The organism is Acidovorax sp. A1169, assembly GCF_030704685.1.
In the GTDB taxonomy this organism is placed as follows: domain Bacteria; phylum Pseudomonadota; class Gammaproteobacteria; order Burkholderiales; family Burkholderiaceae_C; genus Acidovorax.
This window is the reverse complement of record NZ_JAUZDX010000035.1, coordinates 1-25,077: the sequence shown is the minus strand read 5'-3', so window position 1 is coordinate 25,077 and position 25,077 is coordinate 1. Positions and strand designations below refer to the sequence as shown.

General features: G+C 65.8%; 25 protein-coding genes and 1 pseudogene. 7 read left to right on the top strand and 19 right to left on the bottom strand.

What is annotated here, in order from left to right; translation table 11 throughout:
• Positions 1-11: 11 nt before the first annotated feature.
• The 3 genes from QYL93_RS30565 to QYL93_RS30555 all read right to left on the bottom strand — a co-directional run bounded on the left by QYL93_RS30565 (position 12) and on the right by QYL93_RS30555 (position 4,236).
• Positions 12-1,220, bottom strand: a complete 1,209-nt coding sequence (locus QYL93_RS30565; protein WP_305747198.1) for a DUF1501 domain-containing protein — start codon at positions 1,218-1,220, stop codon at positions 12-14.
• Positions 1,221-1,231: 11 nt separating this feature from the next.
• Positions 1,232-2,806: a DUF1800 domain-containing protein gene (locus tag QYL93_RS30560; protein ID WP_305747197.1), complete on the bottom strand. Its 1,575-nt coding sequence runs from the start codon at positions 2,804-2,806 to the stop codon at positions 1,232-1,234.
• Positions 2,807-2,961: 155 nt separating this feature from the next.
• Complete coding sequence (locus tag QYL93_RS30555) at positions 2,962-4,236, bottom strand: MFS transporter (protein WP_305747196.1); 1,275 nt, start codon at positions 4,234-4,236, stop codon at positions 2,962-2,964.
• A 290-nt stretch (positions 4,237-4,526) separates the two neighbouring features.
• Here QYL93_RS30555 and QYL93_RS30550 point away from each other — a divergent pair, with 290 nt between their 5' ends.
• A complete protein-coding gene (locus QYL93_RS30550; protein ID WP_305747195.1) occupies positions 4,527-6,227 on the top strand; it encodes a flagellinolysin in 1,701 nt (566 codons plus the stop codon).
• Here the strand turns inward: QYL93_RS30550 and QYL93_RS30545 are convergent.
• Complete coding sequence (locus tag QYL93_RS30545) at positions 6,224-6,679, bottom strand: thermonuclease family protein (RefSeq protein WP_305747194.1); 456 nt, start codon at positions 6,677-6,679, stop codon at positions 6,224-6,226. The genes QYL93_RS30550 and QYL93_RS30545 overlap by 4 nt on opposite strands.
• 122 nt (positions 6,680-6,801) lie before the next feature.
• Here QYL93_RS30545 and QYL93_RS30540 point away from each other — a divergent pair, with 122 nt between their 5' ends.
• The gene (locus QYL93_RS30540; protein ID WP_305747193.1) at positions 6,802-7,461 is read left to right on the top strand and encodes a hypothetical protein; all 660 of its coding nucleotides are present in this window, start codon (positions 6,802-6,804) and stop codon (positions 7,459-7,461) included.
• 25 nt (positions 7,462-7,486) lie between these two features.
• Here the strand turns inward: QYL93_RS30540 and QYL93_RS30535 are convergent, their stop codons facing one another.
• On the bottom strand, positions 7,487-8,788 hold the full coding sequence (locus tag QYL93_RS30535) for a UDP-N-acetylglucosamine 1-carboxyvinyltransferase (protein WP_305747192.1): 1,302 nt from the start codon (positions 8,786-8,788) through the stop codon (positions 7,487-7,489).
• 197 nt (positions 8,789-8,985) lie between these two features.
• Positions 8,986-10,056 (bottom strand): tetratricopeptide repeat protein, encoded by a 1,071-nt coding sequence (locus QYL93_RS30530; RefSeq protein ID WP_305747191.1) that lies wholly within the window; start codon positions 10,054-10,056, stop codon positions 8,986-8,988.
• A gap of 549 nt (positions 10,057-10,605) precedes the next feature.
• Between QYL93_RS30530 and QYL93_RS30525 the strand changes: the two genes are divergently transcribed.
• Positions 10,606-11,121: a DUF2242 domain-containing protein gene (locus QYL93_RS30525; RefSeq protein WP_305747190.1), complete on the top strand. Its 516-nt coding sequence runs from the start codon at positions 10,606-10,608 to the stop codon at positions 11,119-11,121.
• A 19-nt stretch (positions 11,122-11,140) separates the two neighbouring features.
• Here the strand turns inward: QYL93_RS30525 and QYL93_RS30520 are convergent, their stop codons facing one another.
• The 4 genes from QYL93_RS30520 to QYL93_RS30505 form a co-directional block, all read right to left on the bottom strand.
• Positions 11,141-11,959 (bottom strand): amidohydrolase, encoded by an 819-nt coding sequence (locus QYL93_RS30520; protein WP_305747189.1) that lies wholly within the window; start codon positions 11,957-11,959, stop codon positions 11,141-11,143.
• A gap of 77 nt (positions 11,960-12,036) precedes the next feature.
• Positions 12,037-13,053, bottom strand: a complete 1,017-nt coding sequence (locus QYL93_RS30515; protein WP_305747188.1) for a tripartite tricarboxylate transporter substrate binding protein — start codon at positions 13,051-13,053, stop codon at positions 12,037-12,039.
• Positions 13,054-13,098: 45 nt separating this feature from the next.
• Positions 13,099-13,845 (bottom strand): GntR family transcriptional regulator, encoded by a 747-nt coding sequence (locus tag QYL93_RS30510; RefSeq protein ID WP_305747187.1) that lies wholly within the window; start codon positions 13,843-13,845, stop codon positions 13,099-13,101.
• A 90-nt stretch (positions 13,846-13,935) separates the two neighbouring features.
• Entirely contained in the window at positions 13,936-14,484 is a 549-nt protein-coding gene (locus QYL93_RS30505) for a pseudouridine synthase (protein WP_305747186.1), read from the bottom strand.
• Between the two features lie 225 nt (positions 14,485-14,709).
• On the opposite strand from QYL93_RS30505, the gene gltS reads away from it, so the two are divergent.
• Positions 14,710-15,906: a sodium/glutamate symporter gene (gene gltS / locus QYL93_RS30500; RefSeq protein ID WP_305747185.1), complete on the top strand. Its 1,197-nt coding sequence runs from the start codon at positions 14,710-14,712 to the stop codon at positions 15,904-15,906.
• Positions 15,907-16,935: 1,029 nt separating this feature from the next.
• Here the strand turns inward: gltS and QYL93_RS30495 are convergent.
• Together QYL93_RS30495 and QYL93_RS30490 are read right to left on the bottom strand one after the other, a co-directional pair.
• On the bottom strand, positions 16,936-17,133 hold the full coding sequence (locus tag QYL93_RS30495) for a hypothetical protein (RefSeq protein ID WP_305747184.1): 198 nt from the start codon (positions 17,131-17,133) through the stop codon (positions 16,936-16,938).
• A gap of 11 nt (positions 17,134-17,144) precedes the next feature.
• Positions 17,145-18,011, bottom strand: coding sequence for a M23 family metallopeptidase (locus QYL93_RS30490; RefSeq protein ID WP_305747183.1), 867 nt, complete (start codon positions 18,009-18,011; stop codon positions 17,145-17,147).
• 167 nt (positions 18,012-18,178) lie between these two features.
• Between QYL93_RS30490 and QYL93_RS30485 the strand changes: the two genes are divergently transcribed.
• Positions 18,179-19,471, top strand: coding sequence for a phosphatidylserine/phosphatidylglycerophosphate/cardiolipin synthase family protein (locus QYL93_RS30485; protein ID WP_305747182.1), 1,293 nt, complete (start codon positions 18,179-18,181; stop codon positions 19,469-19,471).
• A gap of 49 nt (positions 19,472-19,520) precedes the next feature.
• Here the strand turns inward: QYL93_RS30485 and QYL93_RS30480 are convergent, their stop codons facing one another.
• The gene (locus QYL93_RS30480; RefSeq protein ID WP_305747181.1) at positions 19,521-19,754 is read right to left on the bottom strand and encodes an addiction module protein; all 234 of its coding nucleotides are present in this window, start codon (positions 19,752-19,754) and stop codon (positions 19,521-19,523) included.
• Positions 19,755-19,933: 179 nt separating this feature from the next.
• Between QYL93_RS30480 and QYL93_RS30475 the strand changes: the two genes are divergently transcribed.
• Positions 19,934-21,034, top strand: coding sequence for a hypothetical protein (locus tag QYL93_RS30475; RefSeq protein ID WP_305747180.1), 1,101 nt, complete (start codon positions 19,934-19,936; stop codon positions 21,032-21,034).
• 64 nt (positions 21,035-21,098) lie between these two features.
• Here QYL93_RS30475 and QYL93_RS30470 read toward each other — a convergent pair whose 3' ends face one another.
• A complete protein-coding gene (locus QYL93_RS30470) occupies positions 21,099-21,350 on the bottom strand; it encodes a hypothetical protein (RefSeq protein WP_305747179.1) in 252 nt (83 codons plus the stop codon).
• 229 nt (positions 21,351-21,579) lie between these two features.
• Between QYL93_RS30470 and QYL93_RS30465 the strand changes: the two genes are divergently transcribed.
• Positions 21,580-22,362, top strand: coding sequence for a transporter substrate-binding domain-containing protein (locus QYL93_RS30465; protein WP_305747178.1), 783 nt, complete (start codon positions 21,580-21,582; stop codon positions 22,360-22,362).
• 173 nt (positions 22,363-22,535) lie between these two features.
• Here QYL93_RS30465 and QYL93_RS30460 read toward each other — a convergent pair whose 3' ends face one another.
• The 5 genes and pseudogenes from QYL93_RS30460 to QYL93_RS30445 all read right to left on the bottom strand — a co-directional run.
• Positions 22,536-22,856, bottom strand: a complete 321-nt coding sequence (locus tag QYL93_RS30460; RefSeq protein ID WP_305747177.1) for a DUF2322 family protein — start codon at positions 22,854-22,856, stop codon at positions 22,536-22,538.
• A gap of 705 nt (positions 22,857-23,561) precedes the next feature.
• Positions 23,562-23,900, bottom strand: a pseudogene (locus QYL93_RS32040) (hypothetical protein); the annotation flags it as partial.
• 49 nt (positions 23,901-23,949) lie between these two features.
• Complete coding sequence (locus QYL93_RS30455; protein ID WP_305747176.1) at positions 23,950-24,384, bottom strand: hypothetical protein; 435 nt, start codon at positions 24,382-24,384, stop codon at positions 23,950-23,952.
• Between the two features lies 1 nt (position 24,385).
• A complete protein-coding gene (locus QYL93_RS30450) occupies positions 24,386-24,880 on the bottom strand; it encodes a hypothetical protein (protein ID WP_305747175.1) in 495 nt (164 codons plus the stop codon).
• A 14-nt stretch (positions 24,881-24,894) separates the two neighbouring features.
• A partial coding sequence (locus tag QYL93_RS30445; RefSeq protein WP_305747174.1) for a hypothetical protein occupies positions 24,895-25,077 on the bottom strand: 183 nt, incomplete at its 5' end.

Genomic DNA, 25,077 nt, shown 5'->3' with positions numbered 1-25,077 from the left:
GCCCGGTCGACTCAGACAAGCTTCAGATCGCCGGCGCGCGCACCCGGGAACACCCGGGCCAGTGCCGTCGCATTGAGCCCATACATGCGGCCGAACAGGCCGCCGAGCACGGCGCGGTAGTCGTTGAGCACGGGGTGGTCGCGGTTCTGGAACAGCGTGGCGGCGCTCAGCGCCTGCTGCTCGCCCGCGATGCGCCCGCCCGCAACGCCGCCGCCCAGCACCCAGAACACGGTGCCGTGGCCGTGGTCCGTGCCGCGGTTGCCGTTTTCGCGGAAGGTGCGGCCGAACTCGCTGACCACCACCACCACGGTGTTCTTCCAGGCCGTGGTGCCCATCTCGTCGGCAAAGCCGGCCAGGCCCCGGCCCAGTTCCTCGAAGCGGTTGGCCAGCGCACCTGTGGCATTGCCCTGGCCCACATGCGTGTCCCACCCACCCACGTCGACAAAGCCCAGGTGGTAGCGTGTCTGCATGAGCCGCGCCATGCGCCGGGCCGTGCCCTCGAAGCCCTTGGTGCTCAGTGCATTGCGGCTGGCGGCGTCCATCTCGCCTTGCATGCTGCGCACCACCTCGGCCTGTGTGGCAAAGCCCTCGGCCACGGGGCCGGCCAGCGCCGTGCTGCGGTACATCATGTCGATGAGCCCGGCCTGGCGTTCGTCCACGCCGGCTTTGCCTGCTGCAGCGGCCAGCGCCGTGTTGGGCACGTCCACCGTGCCGCGCAGCACCAGGGGCAGGGTGCTGGTGAAGGCCATGGGGGCTGCGGTGTTGCGCTTGGCGCCGAGCTCGGCAGCCAGCCGGTTCAGAAAGCCCGAGCCATAGTCGCGCCGCCCACCCAGGGGCTGGCCCAGCTCGATGCTGTCCTGCGTGTCGAAATGGCTGCGCGAGAGGTCGTCCGTGCCGGCAAAGGGCACGAAGGCCAGTTCGCGCCGCTGGTACAGCTGCAGCAGCGAAGGCGCCAGCACCGGGTGCAGGCCCCAGTCGCTGGTCAGCTCCAAAGCACCGCCGTCCTCCCCGGGGCGGGCAATGGCGATGTTGGGCCGGCTTTCGTAATAAAAGCTGCTGCTCGTGGGCACCAGCAGGCTCGCGCAGTCGTAACCACCGCGCAAAAACACCAGCAGCAGGCGTGCATCGCCCGCGCGCGGGGCAGCGGCCACCTGGGCCGATGCGGTGGCCAGGCCCAGGGCGCTTGCGCCCAGGGCCTGCAGGCAGTGTCTTCGCAGCATGGGGAGTCCTTTCAGCCGTGCATGAATTCGGGTGAAGAGAGGAACAAAAGGTTCCATTCGCGCGGCGACGTGGCTTGCACCAGGGCGGCGCGCGTGGCAGGTGCCAGCGTGGCGTCGATCTGCTGCAGGTAAGGCGTTTGCGAAAGCGCTGGTAGCGGCGGGCGCTTGCCCTGCGCGTCGGGTGGTGCCAGGGCCCCGGCACCCAGCACACGCGCCGCCTCGAAGCGCGTGCTCATCTGGCCCGAGCCCGACCAGGTCGCGGTATCCAGCGGATAGCCGTCCGGCGTGGCGCGGCCATACAGCGGCTCGGCCAGGCGCTGCAGCCAGTTGAGCAGGGGATCAGTGCTCGCCAGCACCTGCTGCTCGCCATGCACCAGGCGCGCACCGGCCAGCAGGTACTGCACCGGGTCGCGAAAGCGCTGGCCCAGCGATGCCTGGAAGGCGCTCGACTGGAACAGCTCGGCCAGCACGGCGGCGATGTCGCCATCGGTGCGCTCGAAGGTGCGGGCCAGGGTGTCGAGCAGCTCGGGCGGGGGCGCATCGCCCACCAGGTAGACGGCCATCTTGCGCGTGATGAAGCGGGTCGTGGCGCTGTGCCGGGCCAGGCGGTCCAGGGCCTCGTCCAGCTCGGCCAGGCCCTGGGCGCGGAGGGGCTCGCCCAGCAGCGTCTTGGCCTCCCAGTCGTGGCGCTGGGGATTGAATTCGAACAGGCCCTGGCGCACGTAGTGGGCACGCAGCGCGGGCTTCGTGCGCGGGGGCTCGCTGTCCAGCGGGCGCATGCTGACACCGACACCGGTGAGCACACGTGCCAGCTCCTGCACATCCTGCTGGCTGTAGCCGCCGCCCACGCCCAGGGTGTGCAGCTCCATCAGCTCGCGCGCATGGTTCTCGTTGATGCGGCCGGCGGCGTTCTGCGCGTTGTCCAGATAACGCAGCATGGCCGGGTGGCGCGTGGCGGCGCCCAGCAGGTCGCGGAAGCGGCCCAGCGCGTGCGGGCGTATGGCGCGCTCCTCGTAGTCGCCCACGCTGGCGCGCAGGTCGGCCTTGCCGGCGAACACGCTGAAGTGGTTCATCCAGAACCAGGTCATCTTCTCGCGCAACTGGGCGGGCGAGTACAGCGCGCGCAGCACGAAGCGCTGGCTGGCCTCGCGCTGCAGGTTGCGCATGTCCTTCTGCCAGGCCTCCAGGGCCGCCTTGCGCTCATCCTCGGTGGGCAGCGCGCGGGCCTCGCGCTGGCGCGCTTCCATCTGCATGGCCAGGGCCTCGAACGGGGTCTTGGTGATGGCCATTGCATCCATCTGCGCCTGCGCTTCGGGTGGCAGCGGCGCGCTGGCGGGGCCGCGCAGCTGGGCGGCCAGCCATGCCTCCCGACCCATGCCGGCCAGCGCCCGTGCGCCCTGGGCCGTGCAGCCCCAGGTGATGCGGTCCATCAGGCGGGCGGGCAGGGCCTCGCCGGGCAGGTCCGCCGGTGCGGCGGTGGATGTGGCCCAGGCCGGCACCGCATTGGCAGAGGCGCCAAGGGCTGCCAGCGCCAGCCATTGGCGGCGGTTGATCGGGGAGGGTGGGGCAAGGTCTTGCAGGAGCATGGTGCAGGCATCCATCAGCCCCACCGATGGGGGGGCAAGGGCACCATGCTGCGCCTGCCGCAGGGCCAAGGCAAGGGCCTGCGGCGGGTTTTACGCGGGCGAAACAAAAGCCCCGCAGGTTGTGAGTAGTTGTGCCGGCCCTGCCGCGCGCAGGCTCAGCGTGCCTTGGCGGCTTCCTCGAACTTGTCCACCGTGCGCAGCTGCTTGAAGCCCAGCGTCCACGCGCCCACCACGCCCAGCGTGCAGATGCCGCCCAGCACGGCAGCAGGCACCACGCCCAGCCAGGCGGCGCTGGTGCCGGCGCGGAACTCCCCGAGCTCATTGGACGAGCCGATGAACAGCATGTTCACCGCATTCACGCGCCCGCGCATCTCGTCGGGCGTGGAGAACTGCACCAGCGCGCCGCGGATGTACACGCTCACCATGTCGGCAGCGCCGGCCACCAGCAGCGCCGCGAACGACAGCCAGAACAGCGTGGACAGTGCGAACACCAGGTTGGCCGCGCCGAAGATGGCCACGGCGATGAACATGGTCTGCCCCACCTTGCGGTTGAAGGGCCGCATGCTCAGGTACAGCCCGGCGCCCACCTCGCCCACGGCCATGGCACTGCGCAGTGCGCCCAGGCCCGCAGGGCCCACGTGCAGCACCTCGTGCGCGTAGATGGGCAGCAAGGCCACCACGCCGCCCAGCAGCACGGCGAACAGGTCCAGCGAAATGGTGCCCAGGATGATGGGCCGCGAGCGGATGAATACAATGCCCGCGCCAAAGCGCTGCCACATGGTGCCCTGCGCCGCTGAGGGGGGCGTGGCGTAGGCCACCGCCACGCGCGCCAGCAGAGCCGCGCCCAGCGCAAAGCACACAAAGCACAGCGCATAGGTCAGCTCGCCGCCACCCACGGCGTACAGCATGCCGCCCAGCAGCGGGCCGCCGATGCTGGCTGCGCGCATCAGCATGCTGTTGGCCGCAATCGCCTGGGCCAGTTGCTCGCGCGGCACGACCTGCGGCAGCAGGCTCTGCATGGCCGGGCCCGAAAACGCGCGTGCGCAGCCGAACAGCACCAGCACCGCATAGATGCCCGTGACCCCCGTGGCACCATGCCCCGACAGCCACCACAGCAGTGCGCTGCAGACGGCGCCCACGGCCCAGCTGATGGCCAGGATACGCCGGCGGTCAAAGCGATCAATCAGATCACCCGCCGGCAGCAGCAGGCACAGCATGGGCAGAAACTGCGCCAGGCCCACGTAGGCCAGGGCCAGCGGCTCGCGCGTCAGGTCATACACCTGCCAGGCCACCACCACGGCCTGCACCTGGGTGGCGAACACGGCGATCAGGCGGGCGGTTAGAAAGGCCAGAAAGCCGGTGTGCCGGTAGACGCTGGGGGCGGGCTGGCCCGCCGGGTGCGGGTGGGAGTTCGGGGATGGTGGCGACACGGGAGGTGCGAAAAATGGGCAGGCGCGGGGAAAGCGGGCCGGGGAACGCTGCGCCGGGCCGGAGCCAGGCCAGTCGATCAGGGTTTGTACCGGGGGCTTGATGCTACCGGCTTCGCACCGGGGCTGCTGAAGGCTGCCTGACCGGCGGGCAAACCAGTATTTCCGAAAGTTCCTGTTACATCCGCCGATAACCGAAAAAGAAGGGGCCGGCATGCGGCCAGCCCCGGCAGCGGCGGCGCGTGCGCAGCCCTACCTGTTCAGTCGGTCAGGAGTTCTTCTTCGGGCATGCCATGGCGTTGAGCATCAACACCAATGTGATTTCGCTGAACGCGCAGCGCCGCCTGGGTGCGGGGCAGGGCGCGCTGGCGACGTCCATCGAGCGGCTGTCCTCGGGCCTGCGCATCAACAGCGCCCGGGACGATGCGGCAGGCCTGGCTATTTCCGAGCGCTTCACCAGCCAGATCCGCGGGCTGAACCAGGCGGTGCGCAATGCCAACGACGGCATTTCCATGCTGCAGACGGCCGAAGGCGCACTCACCAACGTCACGGCCAGCCTGCAGCGCATCCGCGAGCTGTCGGTGCAGGCGGCCAACGGCACCTACAGCGCTGGCGACCGCCAGGCCATCCAGGCCGAAATATCGCAACTGGCCTCCGAAATAGACCGCACGGCCGCCACCGCGCAGTTCAACGGCATGAACGTGTTCGACCCCAGCCAGGCCAGCGTGGTGGGCGATGCGGACCAACTGGCCGTGTTCGACGGCATGACCAGCGTGGGCAGTTGGCTGGAGAGCAGCGAGCAGCTCATCAGCAAGCTCTACGGCATCAGCGCCGACGGGGCGGCATTGGCGATACGCTTCACCGGTTTTACCGACAATGCGGGTGGCGTGGCCGCCTATGTGCAGGCCACGGGCTTTGACGGCCAGGGGCGTGGCACCAACCTGACTCTGCAGGTGGACATGGCCGACTTCGTGCCGCCCAACCTGCCCGACGGCGGCAATGCCCCGTACTACAACGACCGCATCATCGCGCACGAGATGGTGCACGCCGTGATGGCCCGCGCCACCAACTGGCAGGACATCACCGGCAGCAACCTGTGGTTTGCCGAGGGCACGGCCGAGTTCATCCAGGGCGCGGAAGAGCGCGTCAAGGGCGACATCGCCAACGTCGGCCTGCCCGCCGTGGTGGCCGCCATCAACGGCCCCACGAACACCAGCGAGTTCTACTCGTCGAGCTACTCGGCCGTGCGCTACATGCACAGCCGCATCAAGGGCGCGGGCGGCGCGGGCGTGAAGGACGTGCTGACGTACCTGAGCTCAAACCCCGGCTCCACGCTCGACCAGGCGCTGGCCAATGCCTCGCAGGGCCAGTTCGCCAGCGCTGCCGACTTCAAGACGCAGTTCGCTGCCAATGGCGCGGCCTTCATCGGCGGCTTCGACCTGAACAACGCCGACACCGGCGCCATCGGCGGGCTGGACGTGGACAACGGCGATGAGAAGACCGCCACCAGCACCGTGCCCAACAGCGGCAGCCGCTCGGGCACCGATGTGCTCACGGGCTTCACCGAGGCGTTCGAGACCATCGGCAAGTCGGGCGGCTCCACCGGCAGCAAGGTGTTCCAGATCGGCGCCAACGCCAACCAGACCATGGAGACGCGCGTGGGCGCCATGGGCCTGTCGGCGCTGGGGCTGCGCAGCACTCTCGACGTGACCCGCTCACCGGCCCAGGCCATTGTCGCGGTGGACCGTGCGCTCGACTACGTCAACAGCCAGCGCGCCGTGATCGGCGCCCAGTCCTCGCGCCTGGAATCGGCCATGGCCAATCTGCAGAACAGCAGCGAGAACCTCTCGGCCAGCCGCTCGCGCATCCTCGATGCCGACTTTGCCGTGGAAACCGCCACGCTGGCACGCCAGCAGATCCTGCAGCAGGCCGGCTCGGCCATGGTGGCGCAGGCCAACCAGTTGCCGGCGGGGGTGCTGGCGCTGCTGCGTTAGGAATTGCCATAGGGCCTGGGGTGACGATGCCGGTAGTCCCATGGCGCCAGCGGGCGCTTCTGTGCCCACAGCCCTTCGCCCTGGGCGCGCGCCTGGCGCTGCAGCGGCGCCAGGTGCGGGTGCCGCTCGGCATACGGCGTGTACACCCAGGCCAGGCCCGCCGTCACCTGCGCAGTGGCCACGTCGGTGCCGCCGCAGCGCACGTTGGCTACTGTGCGGCCATAGCTGTCCTCCTCGATGGGCTGCAGCGTCGCCTGGCGTTTGAAGCACATCTGCGCCAGGTGCTGCCGCGCCTTCTGGCCAAAGGCCTGCTTGCGCTCGGGCGCATCGATGGCTGCCACCCGCACCTTCACCTGCTGGTAGGCCCCCGGCGTGCCGCAGCGTGCAGTGGGGGTGTCGCCGTCGCTGATGGCGACCACGAGGCAGAGCAGGGCAGCAGCAGGCAGGGGCATGGGGCAGGAGGCGTTTGGCGGGCAGTGAAAAGGACGCGCATTGTCTCCTACACTCCGTGCTGCGCGGCGCACGCCGGCTGCGTGCACAACGAACGACAACAGCACAAGCAGGGGAGTTTCAGATGCGTACCGTGATTTGCGCCACCCATCCGGGCAGCGTGTGGCGATGGGCTGCCGTCGCTTTTCTGATGCTGGCGGTCGCCCAGCCTTCCGCGCAGGCCAAGGACGAAGCCGGCGCCTATGGCAAGACGCTGGAGAAAATTTACGACCTGTCGCCCGAGACACTGGCGAAGTTCCAGCGCTTCCAGGAAAAGCAGGCGCAAAAGCCGGGTGACAAGGGCAAGGGCATCTACGCCGACACCGAAAGATGGCGCGGCGACGAGCTGTCGCTGCCCACCAGCAAGAACCCCTTCACCATCGTCGTCAAGGTCTCGGGCGTGGCGCTGGCCGATGGCGACGCCGGCTCGCGCTGGCAGACCGGCCTGCAGTTCGACGGCCCCTCGCCCATCTCGTTTTTGCCCGAGTTGGTGCACAAGGGCGCCCGCGCGGGCCAGCCGGTGTCCATGGTGGGGGCCTCCAAGGGCGTGAGCTTCAAGGAGGACCGCAAGGCGGCCCCGTCGCTGGACTTCGAATCGTCGCGCAACCTGCGCATCGACCGCGTGCAGGTCGAGGTCTGGTCGGGCATCCGCAAATCGACCTGGCTGGAGCTGCTGATGTCGTGGTCGCCCATTCTGACCGGCGTCGTCTTCCTGGGCGTCGTGCTCTGGTTCCGGCGCCGATAGAGCGCTGGTCCAGGCGCTCAGACGGTCATTCCTCGCTTGTCCACTCCACGTTCACGCCCAGGCTGCGCAGGTTTTCGACGAAGCGCGGGTGGGCGCGGCGGATGGGCGCGGCGTTGCGGATCTCTGAGCGCCCCTCGATGCTGGCCGCCACCATGAACAGGGCGATGGCCACGCGGATGATGTAGGGGCTCTCCACCAGGGCCGGACTCAGCGCATTGCCGCCAAAGGTGATGAGCCGGTGCGGGTCGGACGAGAACACGTGGGCGCCGAACTTGGAGAGTTCGCCCGTCCAGCCCAGCGCGCCGTCGTACACCTTGTTCCAGAACATGCAGTTGCCCTGCGCACGCACCCCGAGGGCGATGAAGATGGGCAGCAGGTCCACCGGGAAGTAGGGCCAGGGCGCGGCCTCGACCTTGGTCAGCACGTTGCTGGTGAACGGCGTCTGCACCTTGAGCGGGCCGGGGCAGTGCGCGCGCGACCAGCCGTCCTCGTGCGTGACGACCACGCCGAACTTGGCGAAGGTGCGGTCGATCAGCGGGAAGTTGCCCGGCGCACTGTTGCGCACGACCACATCGCCGCCGGTGATGGCGCCCAGCGCCAGGAAGGTGGTGATCTCGTGGAAATCCTCATCGAAGCGGAACTCGCCACCACCCAGTGCCGCGCCACCCTGCACCGTGATGCGCGAGGTGCCGATGCCGTCGATGCGCGCACCCAGCATCACCATGAAGCGGCAGAACTCCTGCACGTGGGGCTCCGACGCCGCATTCGTCAGCGTGGAGGTGCCGCTGGCGGCCACGGCGCAGAGCACAAAGTTCTCGGTGGTGGTGACGGAGGCGTAGTCGAGCCAGTGGTCGGTGGGCGTGAGCGGCCCCTGGCTGCGCACCAGCAGCGAGCCCTCGGCGCGCTCCACCGTGCCGCCAAAGCGCTGGAACACCTCCACATGCGGGTCGATCTCGCGCACGCCCAGCGTGCAGCCCTTGACGTTGTCTTCGAGCCGCGCCACGCCGAAGCGCGCCAGCAGCGGCGGTATCAGCATGATGGACGAGCGCATCTCCTCGGGCAGGCGGTGCTGCGCGGGGTCGAACACCGTGTTCTGATGGTGGAGGCTCAGCGTGCCCGTGGTCTCGTCCAGGTGCACGCTGCTGCCCAGCATGCGAAAGATGTCGAGGATCTTGCGCACGTCGGTGATGTCGGGCACGCCGTGCAGGCGCAGCGGCTCGCGGGTGAGCAGGGTGGCGCACAGCACCGGCAGCACGGCGTTCTTGTTGGCAGACGGGGTGATGCGGCCACGCAGCGGCGTACCGCCGTGCACGATGAGGTTGGACATGGGGAGCTGAGGAGGAGAAAAAGGGGGAGGGGCGGGCGGAAACAGGCACCGCAGGCGCTGCGCTGGCTGGCGCAACGCCCACGAAAGCCCTGCACTGTACCCGCGCCGCGCCCCGGCGGCTGTATCTGCCGGTAATCTGCCGCTCAGTGGGTCGGCTTTAGAAGCACCACTCCAAAGCCATCGAAGGCTTCACCGCTTCAGAAGCCGAAGGGCTGTCCAGGCTTCCAGGCGTCGGCCAGGCGCTTGGCCTCGGCCACCTCCACGATGCTCATCGTGGGCGCCAGGCGGCGCTGCGTGCCGGCCGCCCAGAAGGCGCCGCGGTTGGGCGGGGTGAGCGAGTCGTCCTGCTGCTGCTCCTTGTGCGCGCGCTGGGCCAGGTCCAGCAGCATGTGGGCGGCCACGGGCCGGCGGCCCACGTTGTCCAGGCCCGTGGAGTAGAGCAGACCCAGGCTGTACAGGCCCGAGGGGTCGCCTTGGCGTGCGGCGCGCAGGTACCAGTTCTCGGCCTGCTCGGCCTGCTGGGTCTCGCCCAGGCCGCGCTCGTAGATGTAGCCCAGCTGCACGCTGGCCAGCGAATAGCCTTCGTTGGCGGCCTTGGTGAGCCACTGCATGGCCTGGGCCTGGTCCTTGGGCACGCCGCGGCCATCGCGCAGCGTGATGCCCAGCACCAGCATGGCCCGCAGGTCACCCTTGGCGGCCAGTGCCTGCAGCTCCTGCACGGCCTCGGGGCCATCGGTGCGGCGGGCCTGCTTCTCCAGGTCCTTCAGGCGCGCCTGGTGGTCCTGCGCCGCCTTCTGAGCCGCCACTTCGGCGGCGCGTGCATCGGCTTCGGCCTTGGCAATGCGCTCCTGCGCACGGACCTTGTCGGCTTGGTACTTCCAGCCAACCAAGCCCAGGCCCACCACCACGGCCAGCGCCAGGGCAATCCAGGTCGTGGGCAGCTCGCGCGGGGCCTTTTTCTTGGCTTTTCCCTTCTTCTTGGCGGCCGCCGCAGCCTCGGCAGCCGCTGCAGCCTCTGCGCGCTGCCGCGCGGCCTTGCCGACATAGGGCGCTGGCGCGGGGGCGGCGGGCTCGGGTTCGCGGGGCTTGGGCGGGTCTACCTTGTCGTAGGCCACTTCGCAGCTCGGGCACTGCCAATCGGGCGCCGTGTCGGTCGCCTGCCGCGCGTACTTGCAGCGCGGGCAGGTGCGTTCCGTGAAGACGGTCTTGGCGGCGGATTCCTTTTCAATGGGTTCCAGAGAAAACGAAAGGTCGGGTTTTTGGTTCACGTATCTCTTCCTTCACCGCGCGCAAGGCGCGGCCCTCCTCGGGCATCTTGGTGCGGCCCCCTCCCATAGGGGCGCCAGCTGGCCCATAGCCGGCTAGTGTATTTGTAGTAAATGGTTTTTTATATGTCCAGATGTGTAACGAGGACAAACCTATCTCCACGAAAGCCGGCAACTTGCGCCGCCATTTGTAACAATCAAGACCAATATCGTGCAGGGGTGCTCGCGGGCTATCGAAATGAGAGCAACATGGCATGATGTTGCTTGGGCCGAGAACTGCACAGTTCGAACGCTTCGTCCTGATGGGAATGCCATCCCGGGGATGAATTTCATTTTTAGAATGTTGGGAACCGACCGCAGTTACGGCGCCTCACAGCGACAGTTGCCCGCCGTAGTCTGCAGTGCCGGGCGCCCCGGCCACCCTCCAATGCCTGCCTTTTCGGAGTGCCGCTTTTGAATTCGACGATGCCCTCGAACCCGTCTGCCCTGTTGCCTTCCGGCGCCGCGTCACGCGCCCGTCGCCCGCTCGCCGCACTTCTGGCTGGCGTTGCCATGCTGATCGCCGGCTGCGGCACCCTGCCCAGTAGCACACAAGGCCCTCAGGGGCCGCAGGAGAAGTTCGGCTCGCTGGCCACCTACTCGCGGCTGTTCGATGCCACGCCGGCGCAGACCTGCGAGGCATCGCGCCGGGCGCTGCTCAGCCAAGGCTACCTCATCAACACCAGCTCGGCCGAGCTGGTGGAGGGCAAGAAGAACTTCCAGCCCGGCACCGAGACGCACATGCAGATGGTGATCCGCGTGGTCTGCGTGCCCGAGTCGCCCAGCGGCAAGATCAGCCTGGGCTTTGTAACGGCCATCCAGGACAGCTTTGCGCTGCGCAAGACCAACAACTCCGCCAGCCTGGGCGTGGGTGCCATCGGGTCCGTGTCGCTGCCGTTCTCGTCGAGCAGCGAATCGCTGGTGCGTGTAGGCAGCGAGACCATCACGGCGGACACCTTCTATGAAAGCTTCTTCGATCTGGTCAAACGCTACCTGGTGATCGACGAGGCGGCCCAGGCCAGCGAGTAGTCGGGTCGCTGCCGGGCTCTTAGGCGTACAGGCGCGCCCCTGCATCGCGGATGCGCAGCGCGGCCTCATGGCCCAGCGCATTCACCACCGGCTCCCACACACTGGCATAGCGCGGCAGCGCATCGGGTGCGAACGAGGTGTGTGGCCAGTCCGAGCCCCAGACCAGGCGATCCCCCATGTGCGCGGCCACGCGGGTGATGGCCGGGTGCAGCAGGCCATACGGCGCACTCGCCTGCAGCCGGTACCAGCCCGAGAGCTTGACCCAGGCGCCCTGGCCCGCCAGCTTGGCCAGGGCCTGCCAGGCACGGTCATCAGAGGGCAGCAGGCCGTGCAGGCCGGCCAGGTGGTCGAGCACGCAGGCCACGGGCGTGCCCTGGTGCAGGTGGACGATGGTGGCCAGGTCTTCGGGGTTGGCGTACCACTGCACGTGCCAGCCGCGGTCGGCCAGGCGCGGGGCCAGGGTCTTCATGGTCTCAGGCCCGTTGCCCACGGGCGAGACGAGGTTGAAGCGCACTCCGCGCACGCCCAGGGCGTGCATGCGGTCCAGTTCCGCATCGGGCACGGTGCCGTCCAGCACCACCACGCCGCGGTGGCGGCCGCTGGACTGGGCCAGCGCATCGAGCAGCACGCGGTTGTCGGTGCCGTACACGCTGGGCTGCACCAGCACCAGGTGGCCCACGCCATGCGCTGCGGCCAGCGCCTCGATGTCGGCCAGCGGCCGGTGCACGGGCTGGTAGTGGCCGGTCTGCGCAGGTGCGGCGCTGTCGAACACATGCACGTGGGTGTCCCAGCCCGAAGGCAGGGCGGGAGGGGAAGGGAGAGAGGTGGAAAAAGTCATTTCAGTCACACGCTACGGCGTGCCGATAGCGTATGCACGAAACGTGCACGCCCCAGCCGGCCGCTCAGGCGGGGTGCTTATCCCACTGAAATCTTGCGCTCGCGCACCACTCTGGCCCACTGCTCCTGCTGCGCAGCGATGAACTTGCCGGCCGTCTGCTGCGAGGCATCGGCGAACACGTCGCCGCCCAATTGGCGCACGCGGCCCAGCACCTCGGGGTCGGCCAGGGCCTTGCGCACGGCACCCACCAGCGTGGCCCGGGTGTCAGCGGCCATGCCGGCAGGGGCCAGCAGCGGGTTCCACTCCAGCACCTCGTAGCCGGGCACGCCGGCCTCGGCCATGGTGGGCACCTCGGGCAGCGAGCGGGTGCGCACCATGCTGGTCACGGCCAGCGGCCGCAGCTTGCCCGCCTGGATGTGCCCTAGCGACGAGGCTACGTTGGCAAAGAACAGCGGCACCTGCCCGCCCATCACGTCGGTCATGGCCGGGCCGCCGCCGCGGTAGGGGACGTGCAGCAGCTGCACGCCCGCGCGCCCCTCGAACATGGCGCCTGCCAGGTGCTGGGCCGAGCCGTTGCCCGAGGAGGCATAGGTCAGCTCGCCCGGTTTGGCCTTGGCCAACTGGATCACGTCCTTGACCGACTTGGCCGAGAAGCCCGGCGTGCACACCAGCACGTTGGGAAAGATGGCCAGCACTGCCAGCGGCGTGAAAGCCTTGGCGCTGTCGTACGGCAGTTTGGGGAACAGCGAGGGGTTCACCGCGAACGACGAGGCGTCGAGCAGCAGCACGCTGCCGTCCGGCGTGGCGCGCGCCACCTGCGAGGCGGCCAGTTGCCCGCTGGCGCCCGGCTTGTTCTCCACCACCACGCTCTGGCCCAGGGCTTCGGCCAGACGCGGCGCGATGATGCGCGCGATCAGGTCCGCGCCGCCGCCTGCGGGGTAGGACACCACCAGCGAGATCGGCCGGCCACCCGCTACGGTGGCGGCATGGCTGCTGGCCACCCAGGGCGCAGCCAGCGCAGCGCCTGCGGCCTGCACCAGCAGGCCACGGCGCGAGAGGGTGGCGGTTGAAGTGGAGTGCTTGGAATGGGTCATGGCGGATGTGCTCCAGTGTTCCGGGGTGAAGGCGGCCGGGGGCGGTCAGGTGATCGTGATGGTGTAGTGGAAGGCGTTTGCATCGCCGCGCGTGGTGCGCCACTCGACGCAGCGGCCTGTCAGGTCGTAGGCGCTGCGCTCCACGGCGACGCAGGCGTGGCCGGCCGGCAGTCGCAACTGGGCCGCCTGGGCGCCGGTCATTGCGCCAAAGCCGATCTGGTCTACCGCGCGGTGCACGTGCACGCCGCAGCGGCGCGCGAACATGGGGTAGAGCAAGTCGTCCCACCCAGCCAGGTCGTCGTCGGCCAGCGGTGCGAACAGGTCCAGCGGCAGCCACATCTCTTCGATCAGGCAAGGCTGGCTGGCCAGCAGACGCAGCCGCAGCAGGTGCAGCACGGGCTCACCCGGGCCAATGCCCAGGCCGCGCGCCACGGCGGTCGTTGCGGTCACGCTCTTGCGCACGAGGATGCGCGACTGCGGTACTTCGCTGCCGCCACCGCCGCCGAAGCGAAAAAACCGCAGCATGGACCCGCCCGCAATGCCCTGGCGCACGAAGGTGCCCTTGCCATGGATGCGCTCGATCAGCCCCTGCTCCACCAGCAGCTCCAGCGCGCGGCGCATGGTGCCCAGGGCCACCTGGTGCTCGGCGGCCAGCAGGCTTTCGGCCGGCAGGGCGCTGCCCGGCGGCCACTCGCCCGCCACCACCCGCACGCGCAGGGCATTGGCCAGGGCGGCATAGCGGCGCAAACCGGGGGAGTTGTCGACCAGGGCCAGATGCGAAGGGGATTCCATGCAAAGAACTATAGTCCTCTATAGGACTTGAAAAATCCGGGTTTACCCTTGATGGTGACTGCCTCGTCTGCATTGCGGGCCCGCTGTGGTTTACAGCACGGCCTGCTCGGCCCATGCCCCCGGTGCCAGACCGTCGAGCGTGTAGGGGCCGATGGCCGCGCGGACCAGCCGCAGCGTGGGGAAGCCCACGGCCGCCGTCATGCGCCGCACCTGGCGGTTGCGGCCTTCGCGGATGCCCAGCTCGATCCAGGCGGTGGGGATGGCCTTGCGCTCGCGGATGGGCGGCGTGCGCTCCCACACCGCTGGCGGTGGGTCCATCAGGCGGGCGCGTGCGGGCCGGGTCGGGCCGTCATTGAGCTGCACCCCGCTGCGCAGCTGCGCGAGGGCATCTTCACCGGGCTGCCCCTCCACCTGCACCCAGTAGATCTTTTCCATCTTGAAGCGCGGGTCGGCAATGCGGGCCTGCAGCGGGCCATCGCTGGTCAGCAGCAGCAGGCCTTCGCTGTCGGCGTCGAGCCGGCCGGCCACGTACACGCCCGGCTGGTCGATGTAGTCCTTGAGCCCCTGCCATTTGCCCTCGGCCGTGAACTGGCTCAGCACGCCATAGGGTTTGTTGAAGCGGATCAGGCGGGGTGGCATGGGGGCAGCGCGGTGGCGCAGGGAGTGCAGCGGTGGGCGGGCCGCCAAGCATAGCTGCAGCCAGGGGCCCGCTGCGCGCAGCCTGCGAATGCTCTGGAGGGGGCATTTCTGCGGCGATACACTCGCCGGCTCGCGCAGCGTGCTGCTGCATCCCGATGGCCACCACATTCACCCGGTGGCTGCGTTCCGGCCAGGCCTTGCTGCCTGGCACCAGCCAACACCACCATGATCACCATCCAGCTGGACATTGCACAGACCATCGGCGTTGCCGCCGTGCTCCTGGTCCTGGGCGACTTCATCAAGAAGCATGTAGGCGTGCTGTCGCGCTACTTCATACCAGGACCCATCATCGGCGGGCTGGTGTTCTCCCTCATCGCGCTGGCGGGCCACCTGAGCGGCAGCTTCGCGTTCGAGTTCTACGACAACATGCGCGCCTTTTTGCTGCTGGTGTTCTTCACCACCATCGGCTTTTCTGCCAGCTTCGAGCTGCTCAAGAAGGGCGGGGTGGGTGTGGCCCTGTTCCTGGCGGCGGCCGTGGGGCTGGTGCTGCTGCAGAACACCCTGGGCGCGGGCCTGGCCGCACTGCTGGGTGTGCATCCGCTCATCGGCGTGGCGGCGGGCTCCATTGCGCTCACGGGCGGGCATGGCACTTCGGCCGCGTTTGGCCCCTTGCTGGAGCAGGCCGGCGCAGCCGGTGCCCTGCCGGCCGCGATTGCTGCCGCGACCTATGGCCTGGTGGCGGGCTGCGTGATTGGCGGCCCCCTGGGCACGTTGCTCATGCGGCGCAACGGCCTGCACGCGCATGGCGCCAGCGCTGCCACCGCGCCGGCCATACCGGTGCCCGTCACGGCCAACACGGGCAGTGGTGGCGATACGGTGATGTACGCCAGCATCCTGATTGCCGTGTCCATCGGCATCGGCACCTTGCTGGTGAACTGGCTCAAGGACCTGGGCGTCACGCTGCCTTCGTACCTGGGGCCCATGCTGGTGGCGGCGCTGGTGCGCAACATCATCGATTGGCGCAACAGCGAGCTGCCGCTGCGGCAGTTCGAGGTGGTGGGCCATGTGTCGCTGGCCTTCTTCCTGGCCATGGCGCTGATGTCGATGAAGCTGTGGGAACTGGCCGAGGTGGCGGGGCCGCTGCTGGTGATTCTGCTGGCGCAGACGGCGCTGATGTTCGCCTACGGCTACTGGGTCACCTTCCGCGTGATGGGGCGGGACTACGATGCCGCCGTCATCGCCGCCGGGCATTGCGGCTTCGGCATGGGGGCCACGCCCAATGCCATGGCGAACATGCAGGCGTTCACGGCGGTCAACGGGCCGTCGGTCAAGGCGTTCTTCGTGATCCCGCTGGTGGGCTCGCTGTTCATTGATTTCTTCAACGCAGTGGTCATTACGGCGTTCATGAATTTCTTGAAATGACGCACCGCTGAAGCCGCTTCGCTGCGCGCGGTTGCTGCGGTTCTTTTGCTGAAGGCGGGGGCCGGGTCTCGGCCTGGCCTTTTGCCGTGGCGAGTAGGCAGGGCGTGGCGGATCTCTGCCGTCGTCGCTTGTGGTTTGATGGTGGCTGCATGCCTTGATGAAGGGCGGAGGCCGGGTCTCGGCCCGGCGGCCGAGGTACTTGTTCTTTGCTTCGCCAAAGAAAAGTACCCAAAAGAAAGGCGACCCCGCTGCCCGTGTCCCCCTCGCACTGCGTACGAGGGGCAGCCTGCGATGCGCGGTTCTGGGGTGACGCCGAAGAACTCCCTGCGCTGCCTCTGCGAGGCAGCTCCTCTCAAACAGCTTCGGCGAGCCAGATGACGATGCGCGTGTCCTTCGGCACGCGCTCACCCCAGGCCCTGCGCTTCTCGGCACGGTCAGAAGGAGGTGGGAGCGGGCTCCACTCGGGCCATTGCTTCGCTCGGCCCGTTGCGCCTTCGCTGCGCTCGGCCTGGGCAGAGCGATCGCGCCCAACCCGTCGGCAGCGCGCAGCGCGAACCGACACTCGGCGTAGCTGCGCAGCAGCAGCCGAGTGGTACCCGCTCCCCACCCCTGCTGGCTGCGCCGAGAAGCGCAGGGGCTGGGGTGGGTGCGTGTGCCGAAGGACACACGCACTTCGTGATCTGGCTCGTCGCGGATGTTTGAGCGGAGTTCGAAGAACGCAGCGAGTTCCGCGACGCCACCCCAGGCACGAGCATCGCAGGTTGCCCCCGTTCGCCCGACAGGGCGATCGGGGGACGCAGACTGGGGGCCGCCTTCTCTTTGGTGACTTTCTCTTGGCGGCCAAGAGAAAGTTACTGCGCCGCCGGGCGCACACCCCGGCCTCCGCCCTTCATCAAGGCATGCAGCACCCATCCAACCAGAACCGCAGAACCGCAGAACCGCTTGGCGCCGGCCCTGTGCAGGCCATGCACAGCGCCATGGGCCACTGCAATCAAACGCCGCCTGCAGGGCGCAAGGCGGCACGTCGTATCAATCGCTGCTGCCGCCCGTTACCGCCTTCACGCCAGCAGCCCCCACGTCCACCGTAGCTCCAACCACCTTGGCCCCCACCTTCACCGTGGTGGCCGCCACGCTCACCGCCGCATCGGCCACGGTGACCACGGCGCAGCCTGTGCAGCACAGTGCCAAGGCGGCAGATGCCAGTGCGCGGCCTGTGCGAAGTGCCATGGAGCTTGCCATCACGCCTGCGGCACGAACAGGGCCGGGTCCACCATGGTGCGGTTGAGCATCACTCCCCAGTGCAGGTGCGGCCCCGTCACGCGGCCGGTGGCGCCCACTGCGCCCAGGCGCTGGCTGGCAGCCAGCACGTCGCCCACCTTCACGTCGATGGCGCTCAGGTGGCAGACCATGGAGAGCAGGCCCTGGCCATGGTCCAGCCACACCGTGCCGCCGTTGAAGAAGTAGTCGCCCGTGTCGATCACGCGGGCCGGCAGGGGCGAGAGAATGGGCGTGCCCGTGGGCGCGGCGATGTCCATGCCGCTGTGCGGATTGCGCGCCTGGCCATTGAACACCCGGCGCAGCCCGAACGAACTGGAGCGGCGCCCCGGCACCGGCACGCGCATGCGCAGCGAATCGAGGGCCACGCCTGCGGGCTGCTCGGAGAAGGTGGCCATCACCAGCGCCTGGTGGTCGCGCTCGCGCTCGTAGCGCGCCTGGTCCTCGGGTGACAGGTCCACCGTGCGGGGCGATACGGTGAGGTGCTGTTCCTTGTACTTCTTGGGTGCTACGGTATAGGGCACTTCCCGTGCCGGACTGCTACCGGTCGGCTGCACGGTGATGTGCGCAGGGCCCGGCGCGGCGGCCAGCGGTATGCCGACAATGGCCGTCCATTCGATGGCGTCGCCCATCACCAACACCGGCACGTCACTCGCATGCGCTACCGGCCGCTTGGCCGCAGGGCCGAGCGACAGGCGTGCCACGCCGCCCGGTACCTGCAGCGGCTGCGGCCACACCGTGGGGGCGGGCGGTGCCTTGGCGTGCAGCGCGGGGGCATGCAGGGCCAGCAGGCCGCTGGCTGCACCCAGCAACGCGGTGCGGCGGTTCATGGAAGAGCTCTCGGCAAGAATGGCGTGGCGGATGGAATGGGGCACGGAAGTTCGGACCTTGGGCAAATCGATGGCGGGTAGACGGCGAAGCAGGCCGCCATTGTGCCGGGCCTTTGAAACGATGTTGGCCTACATCGGCCCACCAGGGCCCCACCCACAATCGCGCCATGAAAAAAACAGGTCGCACCCTGCGCATTGTCTTGCTCACCTTCGTGGCCACGGCCGCGCTCGTGCTCTTTGCCCTGAACTTCACGGCCGGCGAGAAAAAGGTGCAGCACCAGATACCGCGCCTGTACACCAGCGCCAGCCCGCAGTTCGAGCGCGCCATGGGCAGTCTGCTGGGCCCGGGCATCCTCCCCGGCAACGAGGTCAAGGAGCTGATCAACGGCGACCAGATCTTTCCGCCCATGCTCGCGGCCATCCGCTCGGCGCAAAAGAGCGTGACCTTCGAGACCTATATCTACTGGTCCGGCGACATCGGTAAGCAGTTTGCCGACGCACTGGCCGAGCGCGCCCGCGCGGGCGTGGCGGTGCACGTGCTGCTCGACTGGGTGGGCAGCGCCAAGATGGAGGAGAGCTACCTGGCCGAGATGAAGGAGGCCGGCGTGCTGGTCGAAAAGTTCCACAAGCCGCACTGGTACAACCTGGCACGCATGAACAACCGCACCCACCGCAAGCTGCTGGTGGTGGACGGACAGGTGGGCTTCACCGGCGGCGTGGGCATTGCGCCGGAGTGGACGGGCAACGGCCAGGACCCGGACCACTGGCGCGACTCGCACTACCAGGTGCGCGGGCTCGCCGTGGCGCAGATGCAGGCCACCTTTCTGGACAACTGGCTCAAGGTCACGGGCAAGGTGGTGCATGGGGATGCGTACTTCCCGGCGATTGCGCCCATCACCTCGGGTGGCACGCAGCGCGCGCAGATGTTCTCCAGCTCGCCGTCGAGCGGCAGCGAGAGCATGCAGCTCATGTACCACATGGCCATCACCGCCGCCGAGCGCAGCCTGGACCTGTCGGTCGCCTACTTCGTGCCCGACGACCTCACGCGCCAGCTCATGCTCGATGCCTTGAAGCGCGGCGTGCGCGTGCGCCTCATCACGCCCGGCCCGCACACCGACACCGAGACCGTCAAGGCCGCGTCGCGTGCCACCTGGGGCCCGCTGCTGGAGGCCGGGGCCGAGATCTACGAGTACCAGCCCAGCATGTACCACTGCAAGGTCATGATCGTGGACCAGCGCATGGTGTCGGTCGGCTCCACCAACTTCGACAACCGCTCCTTTAGCCTCAACGACGAGGCCAATCTCAACGTCTACGACACGGCGTTCGCCGAGCGCCAGACGCGCGTGTTCGAGGAGGACCTGACCAAGTCACGGCGCGTGACCTACGAGGAGTGGCTGGAGCGGCCGCTCAAGGAAAGGCTGGCGGAGCGGCTGGCGGCGTTGTTGGAGTCGCAGTTGTAGACATCGCGCGCATGGCTGAGCCCAGCCTGCCGCTCATCGAACCGCACATTCATGCGCCGCGTCCCGGTACCTTGTACTTGGCGATGACATCCGCCAAGCCCACCGACTGCAACTCACCGCTGCGGTAAGCGGTAAGGCGATCGGCGGCTTCGCGGGCCCAAAGCGAATCCAGCGAAGGATCGGGTACATCCAGGCTGTCCAGGATGCGCTCCACCAATGCCACCCGCTCGTCGGGAGGCAACTGCAGGGCTTGAGCGCTGAGGGTGTAGGTGGTAGCTGGCATGTGGAACTCCTCTGTTTGGTTCTGCGATGCAAGGCTTGGTCGGATGAATGATGATTTTTGGACAAGCCGTGATCGCGATGGCTGGGCTGTGCGTCATGTCGAGATAACTGTCTGCCGCGAGTCGTTGGACGTTCTTTCCTACAATCCCGCCGTCAAACAATACTGGAAGAGGGATTTTCATGGCGCAGCGGCGAAGCATTCTGGCGGGACTATCGACTTGGCTCTGGATGCTGGTGGCGGGTGTTCCCGGTGGGGCAGTCGTGGCGGCGGACGGCCCCACTGCAGGCAGGGCCGGCATCCACCCCTGGATCGAAGTAGGCGACAGCGTGGTGGCCGACGTGATGGTCGATGGCAAGGTGGTCGCGCAACTCGACCACAAGGCCACGCAGCCGGGCCTCAAGAAGCCACCCGCGCTGGTGTTTGCGCTGCCTGCGGGCCTCAAGCGTGTGCGTCTCAAGGGCACGGTCACCATCGGCGGCAAGGCTTCGCCGTTCGACAAGACCTGGAAGGTGCGCGACATGGCGCCCTTCTCCGCACCGCTGTACGACCAGGGCAAGCCCTGGATCGAGCGCGTCCGCAACCTCGCCAAGAAGCTGGAAGACAGCATCTCCATCGAGCCCGGTGACGGCGGCGCCAAGAAGAAGCCTGCCAAGGCCGCCTTCGCGGACTTGGAGAAAGCCATGGGCGTGGCGCTGCCCCCGTTGGTGAAGGTGCTGGGCGATTGGCAGATCCAGATCGGTGACTCCAACTTCCTGCCGGCCGCCCAGATGGGCAAAGTCACCGATCTGCTGCTGGGCGATTGGGGCTATAAGCGCACCGGCGCCGATGGGCTGGACAAGATCCTCCCGCCTGCGGTGCGCGCCCGCTACGACCGCAGCCTGGCCGTGTTCGTCGAGGTGGGTGATGGGCTGGGGGCCCTGGCCTGGGACCCAGCGGGCGCCACGCCCGGCGAGCCGCCCAGCACCTGGGGTGACAAGGGCAACCCCGGTGCCCGGCCCGGCACACCCAATAAAGGCCTGTGGTACTGGCTGCACCAGGACCACATCGCCACGCCCGAGCTGCTGCTGGACGACGACTACCGCCCCAAAACCACCGAGGCCGCGCTGACCCACGTGTTCCAGCGCTTTGCGCTGTCGGACGTGGACTCGCCCGAGGCCGACGACGAACTGGTGGTGGACAGCGCCAACCCGCGCCCGAACCTGCTGCAGCTGCACTTCGACGGGCTGCGCAAGCCGCGCCTGTGGCTGCGCAGCTATGACTACCACTACAGCATGTATTGAATTGCCATGCCGCCGCAGCGCGACCTCCATGGAGGGGAGGCGGCGCGCAACGCCACGGGGTGCATCAGTGCGTCACGAACTCGTAGGTCACGGCTTCGCTGTCCACCATGTCGAGCACTTCGTGCAGCGCCTCGTCGTCTTCGGGGCTGCTCCACAGCTCTTCGGGGTCGGTGGCGAACAGGGGCTCGATGGCGATGTCCATGAAGCGGCCGTCCGGCAGGCTCAGCACGGGCGTGCCTTCGGAGGTTTCGACCAGCGACCAGTCCTCGGGGACGGACATTTCGACTTCGATGGTGACTTTGAGTTTTTTGGTCATGGTGTGTGTTCTCGGTTGGTGAATGCGGGCAGGGTAACCCACTTCCTTCAGGGCGACGCCGAATAGGTCTTCGCGATGGCACGTGCCTTGGTTTTGAGTCGCCTTTGATCGGTAGTTGGCTCGGTCAGGCAGTTCCCTGCTGTATCCTTTTGTTGCGAACCGCCCGCGCAGTCGCTGGCGGTCGCCCACAGCCGTACCCTCACCCTTTCCCCTTTCGGAGTGCCCTGAAATGATCGCCAAGAAACTACTTGCCGTGGCCGTGACCGCCGTGGTCGCCACCCTTGCCCTGAGCCAGGGCGCCCAGGCCGGCCCGCGCCTGGACAAGATCATGGAAACCAAGGTGCTGCGCGTGGGCACACCGGGCGACTACCGCCCGTTTGCCATCAAGACCGACGCCGGTCTGTCGGGCCACGACATCGACGTGATCGAGGCCATGGCCAAGGAGCTGGGCGTGAAGATCGAATACGTGCAAACCTCCTGGCCCAAGCTGATGGCCGACCTGCAGTCCGACCAGTTCGACATCGCCGTGGGCGGCATCACGCGCAACGTGGCGCGCATCCGGTTGATCGAAATGCTGCCCGGCTACGCGCCCTTCGGCAAGGTGGCCCTGGTGCGCTCGGCCGACAAGGCCAAGTACACCACCGTGGACGACCTGAACAAGCCCACTGTGCGCGTGATCAAGAACCCCGGCGGCACCAACGAAACCTTCGTGCTGCAGAACCTCAAGACCGCACAGGTCAGCACGCACGACAAGAACGCCGAGATCCCGGCGCTCATCGCCGAAGGCAAGGGCGATGTGATGATCACCGAGACCTACGAGGCCCTGGTCTACAGCAAGGCCGACCCGCGCCTTCACGCCGCCTTCATCGATGCGCCGCTCACGCCCAAGAGCTACCTGGGCTTCATGCTGCCCAAGGACGATGCGGACTACACGCGCGTGATGAACTTTGTCTGGGGACAGATCGACAGCCGGGGCGTCTTGAAAGGTTCCTCGGACAAGTGGCTGAAATAAGTACAACCCCCTGAGTCGCTTCGCGCCTTCCCCCTTCTCTCGAATTGCGTTGCAATTCGGGAAGGGGGACGCAGCCCGTGCGGCGGGGCGACCCTTGCACGGCTGCCCTGGCTTGGGCCGCGCGCTTTCTATCTGCAGCGACGATATTGCAGTAGCTCGGTCGTCAGTGCCTGTTATGCCTGCGCAATCACCTGTGCGCGGTAGCTCTCGCTGCCCTCGGCCCAGCCCAGCAGGCGGTCGATGTTGGGGTGCTTGCCTGGGAAGGCCTTGGCATCAGCTACATGCTCGCCATACCACTCCAGCCCCAGGCGCGCCGCTGACGGCGTAATGCTGCCGCCATACAGCGCAGCCAGCGCGGCATACACCACCAGCGAACCGGTCTGGCCGGGCTTGTTCTCGATGGTGGCGATCACCTCGCCATCGGCGCCCAGCAGTTGCAGGGCGGCGAGGTGGGAGGCAGAGGGCAGTTGCTGGAGGCGTGCGGCGAAGTTCATGGGGCTGGAAAGATGCGGTGCGGAAATGGCCCGCGTGCGGTTAAAACAAAACCGCCAATCTTAGAGCCCCTGAAGCGGGTGCCAGCCGTCAATGCTTGGTGGGCGCCTTCATGGAGCCGTCCACTGGCGTCTCGGTGTGCATCACGCATTGCCACTGGCCATCGGCCTGGATCCGGAGCGAACTATCGTGCATAACCTGTTCCGTGCTATGTGCCTTGTCGCCGCGCGGCGCTACGGCCTGCTTCACGCGCTATGTCAGGATGCCCATGGCATGGGTCGAAAACTCCGCTGTATGTCGCTGAACTCGAAGGCGGTGCCCACAATCGGGCCTTCCTACGCCATCTTACCGTAAATAGTGCGGTCGAAAGTGAGGGTGCCGTGGCTGCCGACTATCAGCGCAGGCTCAGCCAGCAGGTCGGTGGCTGTGCCGAGTTCTCGCCGACCATGGCTTGCCAGACTTGGGTTTCCAGATGAGGGCCTGGGGCTGGATATGACACGTCCTTTGCTTTATCTCAAGAGTTATGGCGCTACCTGCTGGTCCCTGTGGATATCGGGTTAATCTGATGGAAGGAGGTAGTAGGGTCGGCCTGACTGTGCGGTGGCAGACTCTAGGCTCTAGGCTGCGCGGGGATTAGGTGGCTGGAATGAAAGACCTGTAATGAAATACCTGCGGATTTTCACTAGAAAAGTATGGCTAGCTACCTGCTATGTTTTGTTTGATAGTGTAACTTCAATGGAGTGGGAGTGTATTATTTTTTTATCTTGCTTTATTTTTATGGTAATCATTCCTTCTTCTTTAACCATGAAGCCATCGATTGCAAAAATACTACGATGAATTTTTGATTTAGTGAAATCCACGACCATTGGGAAAGATGTTTTTTCTCTGTTTGCCATCCCTATTTCTAGTTCGAAATTTGTCGAATCGAGATCGTCAGGATTTTTTCTCTTGGTCCAGACTATTGATAGCTGGGGAACAATAAATGGAAGGGTGGGAGTGTTGAAGTGTTCGAAAACATCAATTATTGAGAGTGTGTTAGTTCTCTGGTCAACTAAAACTGTACTGGCGCATGAAAAACAATTGTTGTTGGCATTTTTATGAGTTTATTGATATTTGTGAAAATTCATTATTTTCGTTAGACGTTGATGTGCTGATTGGATTTTTAAATGTTTTTGATATTATTGTATTGGTGATTTTATTTGGCGGAGACTTGTTTATCTCTGCCAGCTCGTTGAGCCATGGTATTTTTGATGAAGAAGATTTTTTAATAAAATATTTCAAAATAGAGGAATTCTCTTCTTTTTTGGATAGGGCCATGAAGAGGAGATATATTATTGTTATCTTTTGCAACGTTCTGTCAAAACTTGATATTTCTTCATTTATTTTTGAGGCTAGCTCCTCTTTTGTAAATGAGTCGTCAAGATAGATTGCAATTGGGTGATTGATAAGCCTGTTTTTAAGATAGGTGGAAGTGTTGGCTGTTCCCACCTGCATCATTGCATCTTGAAATGCTGTTCGTGTGTTTTTCATGTCATCGAATAATTATTTTTGAAATGATGCTGGATTCCGCTGAATGATCCATTCGGTAGAATTTGTAGTTTGTCCCGTAAGGAGATGAGTGGGCCCAATGAATAAATTCTGCTCCATTTACTCCCCATTTGCTAACTATTTTTTGGCATCTTGGAAGAGTATCGGTCACTTCGGTAACTATGCCCGAGTGAGAAATAATACCATCGTTGTCTACATAGAGTATAACGTCACCCGGAAGGACTGTTGATAAAATTACTTCTTTGTATTTATCATGTTCTAGTATTCGAGCTACAGATGAAGAATCGTCTATGCATGTTCTGCGAGAAGCAAAGGTTAATCCGTGGCAGTTGTATCTGCCAGTCGCTTTGGTTCGAATTTCTGCATTGAATTTTGAGATGAATAAATTCTCTAAAGAATCCTCGTTCCCAACTGCATCAAAGTGCTGAGTGTTTGGAATTTCCCAGCGATTGGATGTCTGAGTGATAATTGAAGTCATTTGACTGCTGGATTTTAAATTAAATTAAAAATACTATTTTGATCCCTAGCTGTCGCATCCCGGATGATTGCATCGACCCAAAACGCTATCCGCTCTTCATGGCCAGAGCCGTTCTGCGAGAGTTGATAGAGTCCTTGCAATCCATCCAGGGAGTGAAGCCATGTTGATTGCCCTGCACAAGAACGCCCGCACCACCC

Excerpts from the sequence above, each read along its gene's own strand:
- QYL93_RS30565 (WP_305747198.1), bottom strand. The coding sequence starts at position 1,220 with ATGCTGCGAAGACACTGCCTGCAGGCCCTGGGCGCAAGCGCCCTGGGC.
- QYL93_RS30560 (WP_305747197.1), bottom strand. The coding sequence starts at position 2,806 with ATGCTCCTGCAAGACCTTGCCCCACCCTCCCCGATCAACCGCCGCCAA.
- QYL93_RS30550 (WP_305747195.1), top strand. The coding sequence starts at position 4,527 with ATGGCGTTGAGCATCAACACCAATGTGATTTCGCTGAACGCGCAGCGC.
- QYL93_RS30545 (WP_305747194.1), bottom strand. The coding sequence starts at position 6,679 with ATGCCCCTGCCTGCTGCTGCCCTGCTCTGCCTCGTGGTCGCCATCAGC.
- QYL93_RS30540 (WP_305747193.1), top strand. The coding sequence starts at position 6,802 with ATGCGTACCGTGATTTGCGCCACCCATCCGGGCAGCGTGTGGCGATGG.
- QYL93_RS30535 (WP_305747192.1), bottom strand. The coding sequence starts at position 8,788 with ATGTCCAACCTCATCGTGCACGGCGGTACGCCGCTGCGTGGCCGCATC.
- QYL93_RS30525 (WP_305747190.1), top strand. The coding sequence starts at position 10,606 with ATGCTGATCGCCGGCTGCGGCACCCTGCCCAGTAGCACACAAGGCCCT.
- QYL93_RS30520 (WP_305747189.1), bottom strand. The coding sequence starts at position 11,959 with ATGACTTTTTCCACCTCTCTCCCTTCCCCTCCCGCCCTGCCTTCGGGC.
- QYL93_RS30515 (WP_305747188.1), bottom strand. The coding sequence starts at position 13,053 with ATGACCCATTCCAAGCACTCCACTTCAACCGCCACCCTCTCGCGCCGT.
- QYL93_RS30510 (WP_305747187.1), bottom strand. The coding sequence starts at position 13,845 with ATGGAATCCCCTTCGCATCTGGCCCTGGTCGACAACTCCCCCGGTTTG.
- QYL93_RS30505 (WP_305747186.1), bottom strand. The coding sequence starts at position 14,484 with ATGCCACCCCGCCTGATCCGCTTCAACAAACCCTATGGCGTGCTGAGC.
- gltS (WP_305747185.1), top strand. The coding sequence starts at position 14,710 with ATGATCACCATCCAGCTGGACATTGCACAGACCATCGGCGTTGCCGCC.
- QYL93_RS30495 (WP_305747184.1), bottom strand. The coding sequence starts at position 17,133 with ATGGCACTTCGCACAGGCCGCGCACTGGCATCTGCCGCCTTGGCACTG.
- QYL93_RS30490 (WP_305747183.1), bottom strand. The coding sequence starts at position 18,011 with ATGAACCGCCGCACCGCGTTGCTGGGTGCAGCCAGCGGCCTGCTGGCC.
- QYL93_RS30485 (WP_305747182.1), top strand. The coding sequence starts at position 18,179 with ATGAAAAAAACAGGTCGCACCCTGCGCATTGTCTTGCTCACCTTCGTG.
- QYL93_RS30480 (WP_305747181.1), bottom strand. The coding sequence starts at position 19,754 with ATGCCAGCTACCACCTACACCCTCAGCGCTCAAGCCCTGCAGTTGCCT.
- QYL93_RS30475 (WP_305747180.1), top strand. The coding sequence starts at position 19,934 with ATGGCGCAGCGGCGAAGCATTCTGGCGGGACTATCGACTTGGCTCTGG.
- QYL93_RS30470 (WP_305747179.1), bottom strand. The coding sequence starts at position 21,350 with ATGACCAAAAAACTCAAAGTCACCATCGAAGTCGAAATGTCCGTCCCC.
- QYL93_RS30465 (WP_305747178.1), top strand. The coding sequence starts at position 21,580 with ATGATCGCCAAGAAACTACTTGCCGTGGCCGTGACCGCCGTGGTCGCC.
- QYL93_RS30460 (WP_305747177.1), bottom strand. The coding sequence starts at position 22,856 with ATGAACTTCGCCGCACGCCTCCAGCAACTGCCCTCTGCCTCCCACCTC.
- QYL93_RS30455 (WP_305747176.1), bottom strand. The coding sequence starts at position 24,384 with ATGAAAAACACACGAACAGCATTTCAAGATGCAATGATGCAGGTGGGA.
- QYL93_RS30450 (WP_305747175.1), bottom strand. The coding sequence starts at position 24,880 with ATGACTTCAATTATCACTCAGACATCCAATCGCTGGGAAATTCCAAAC.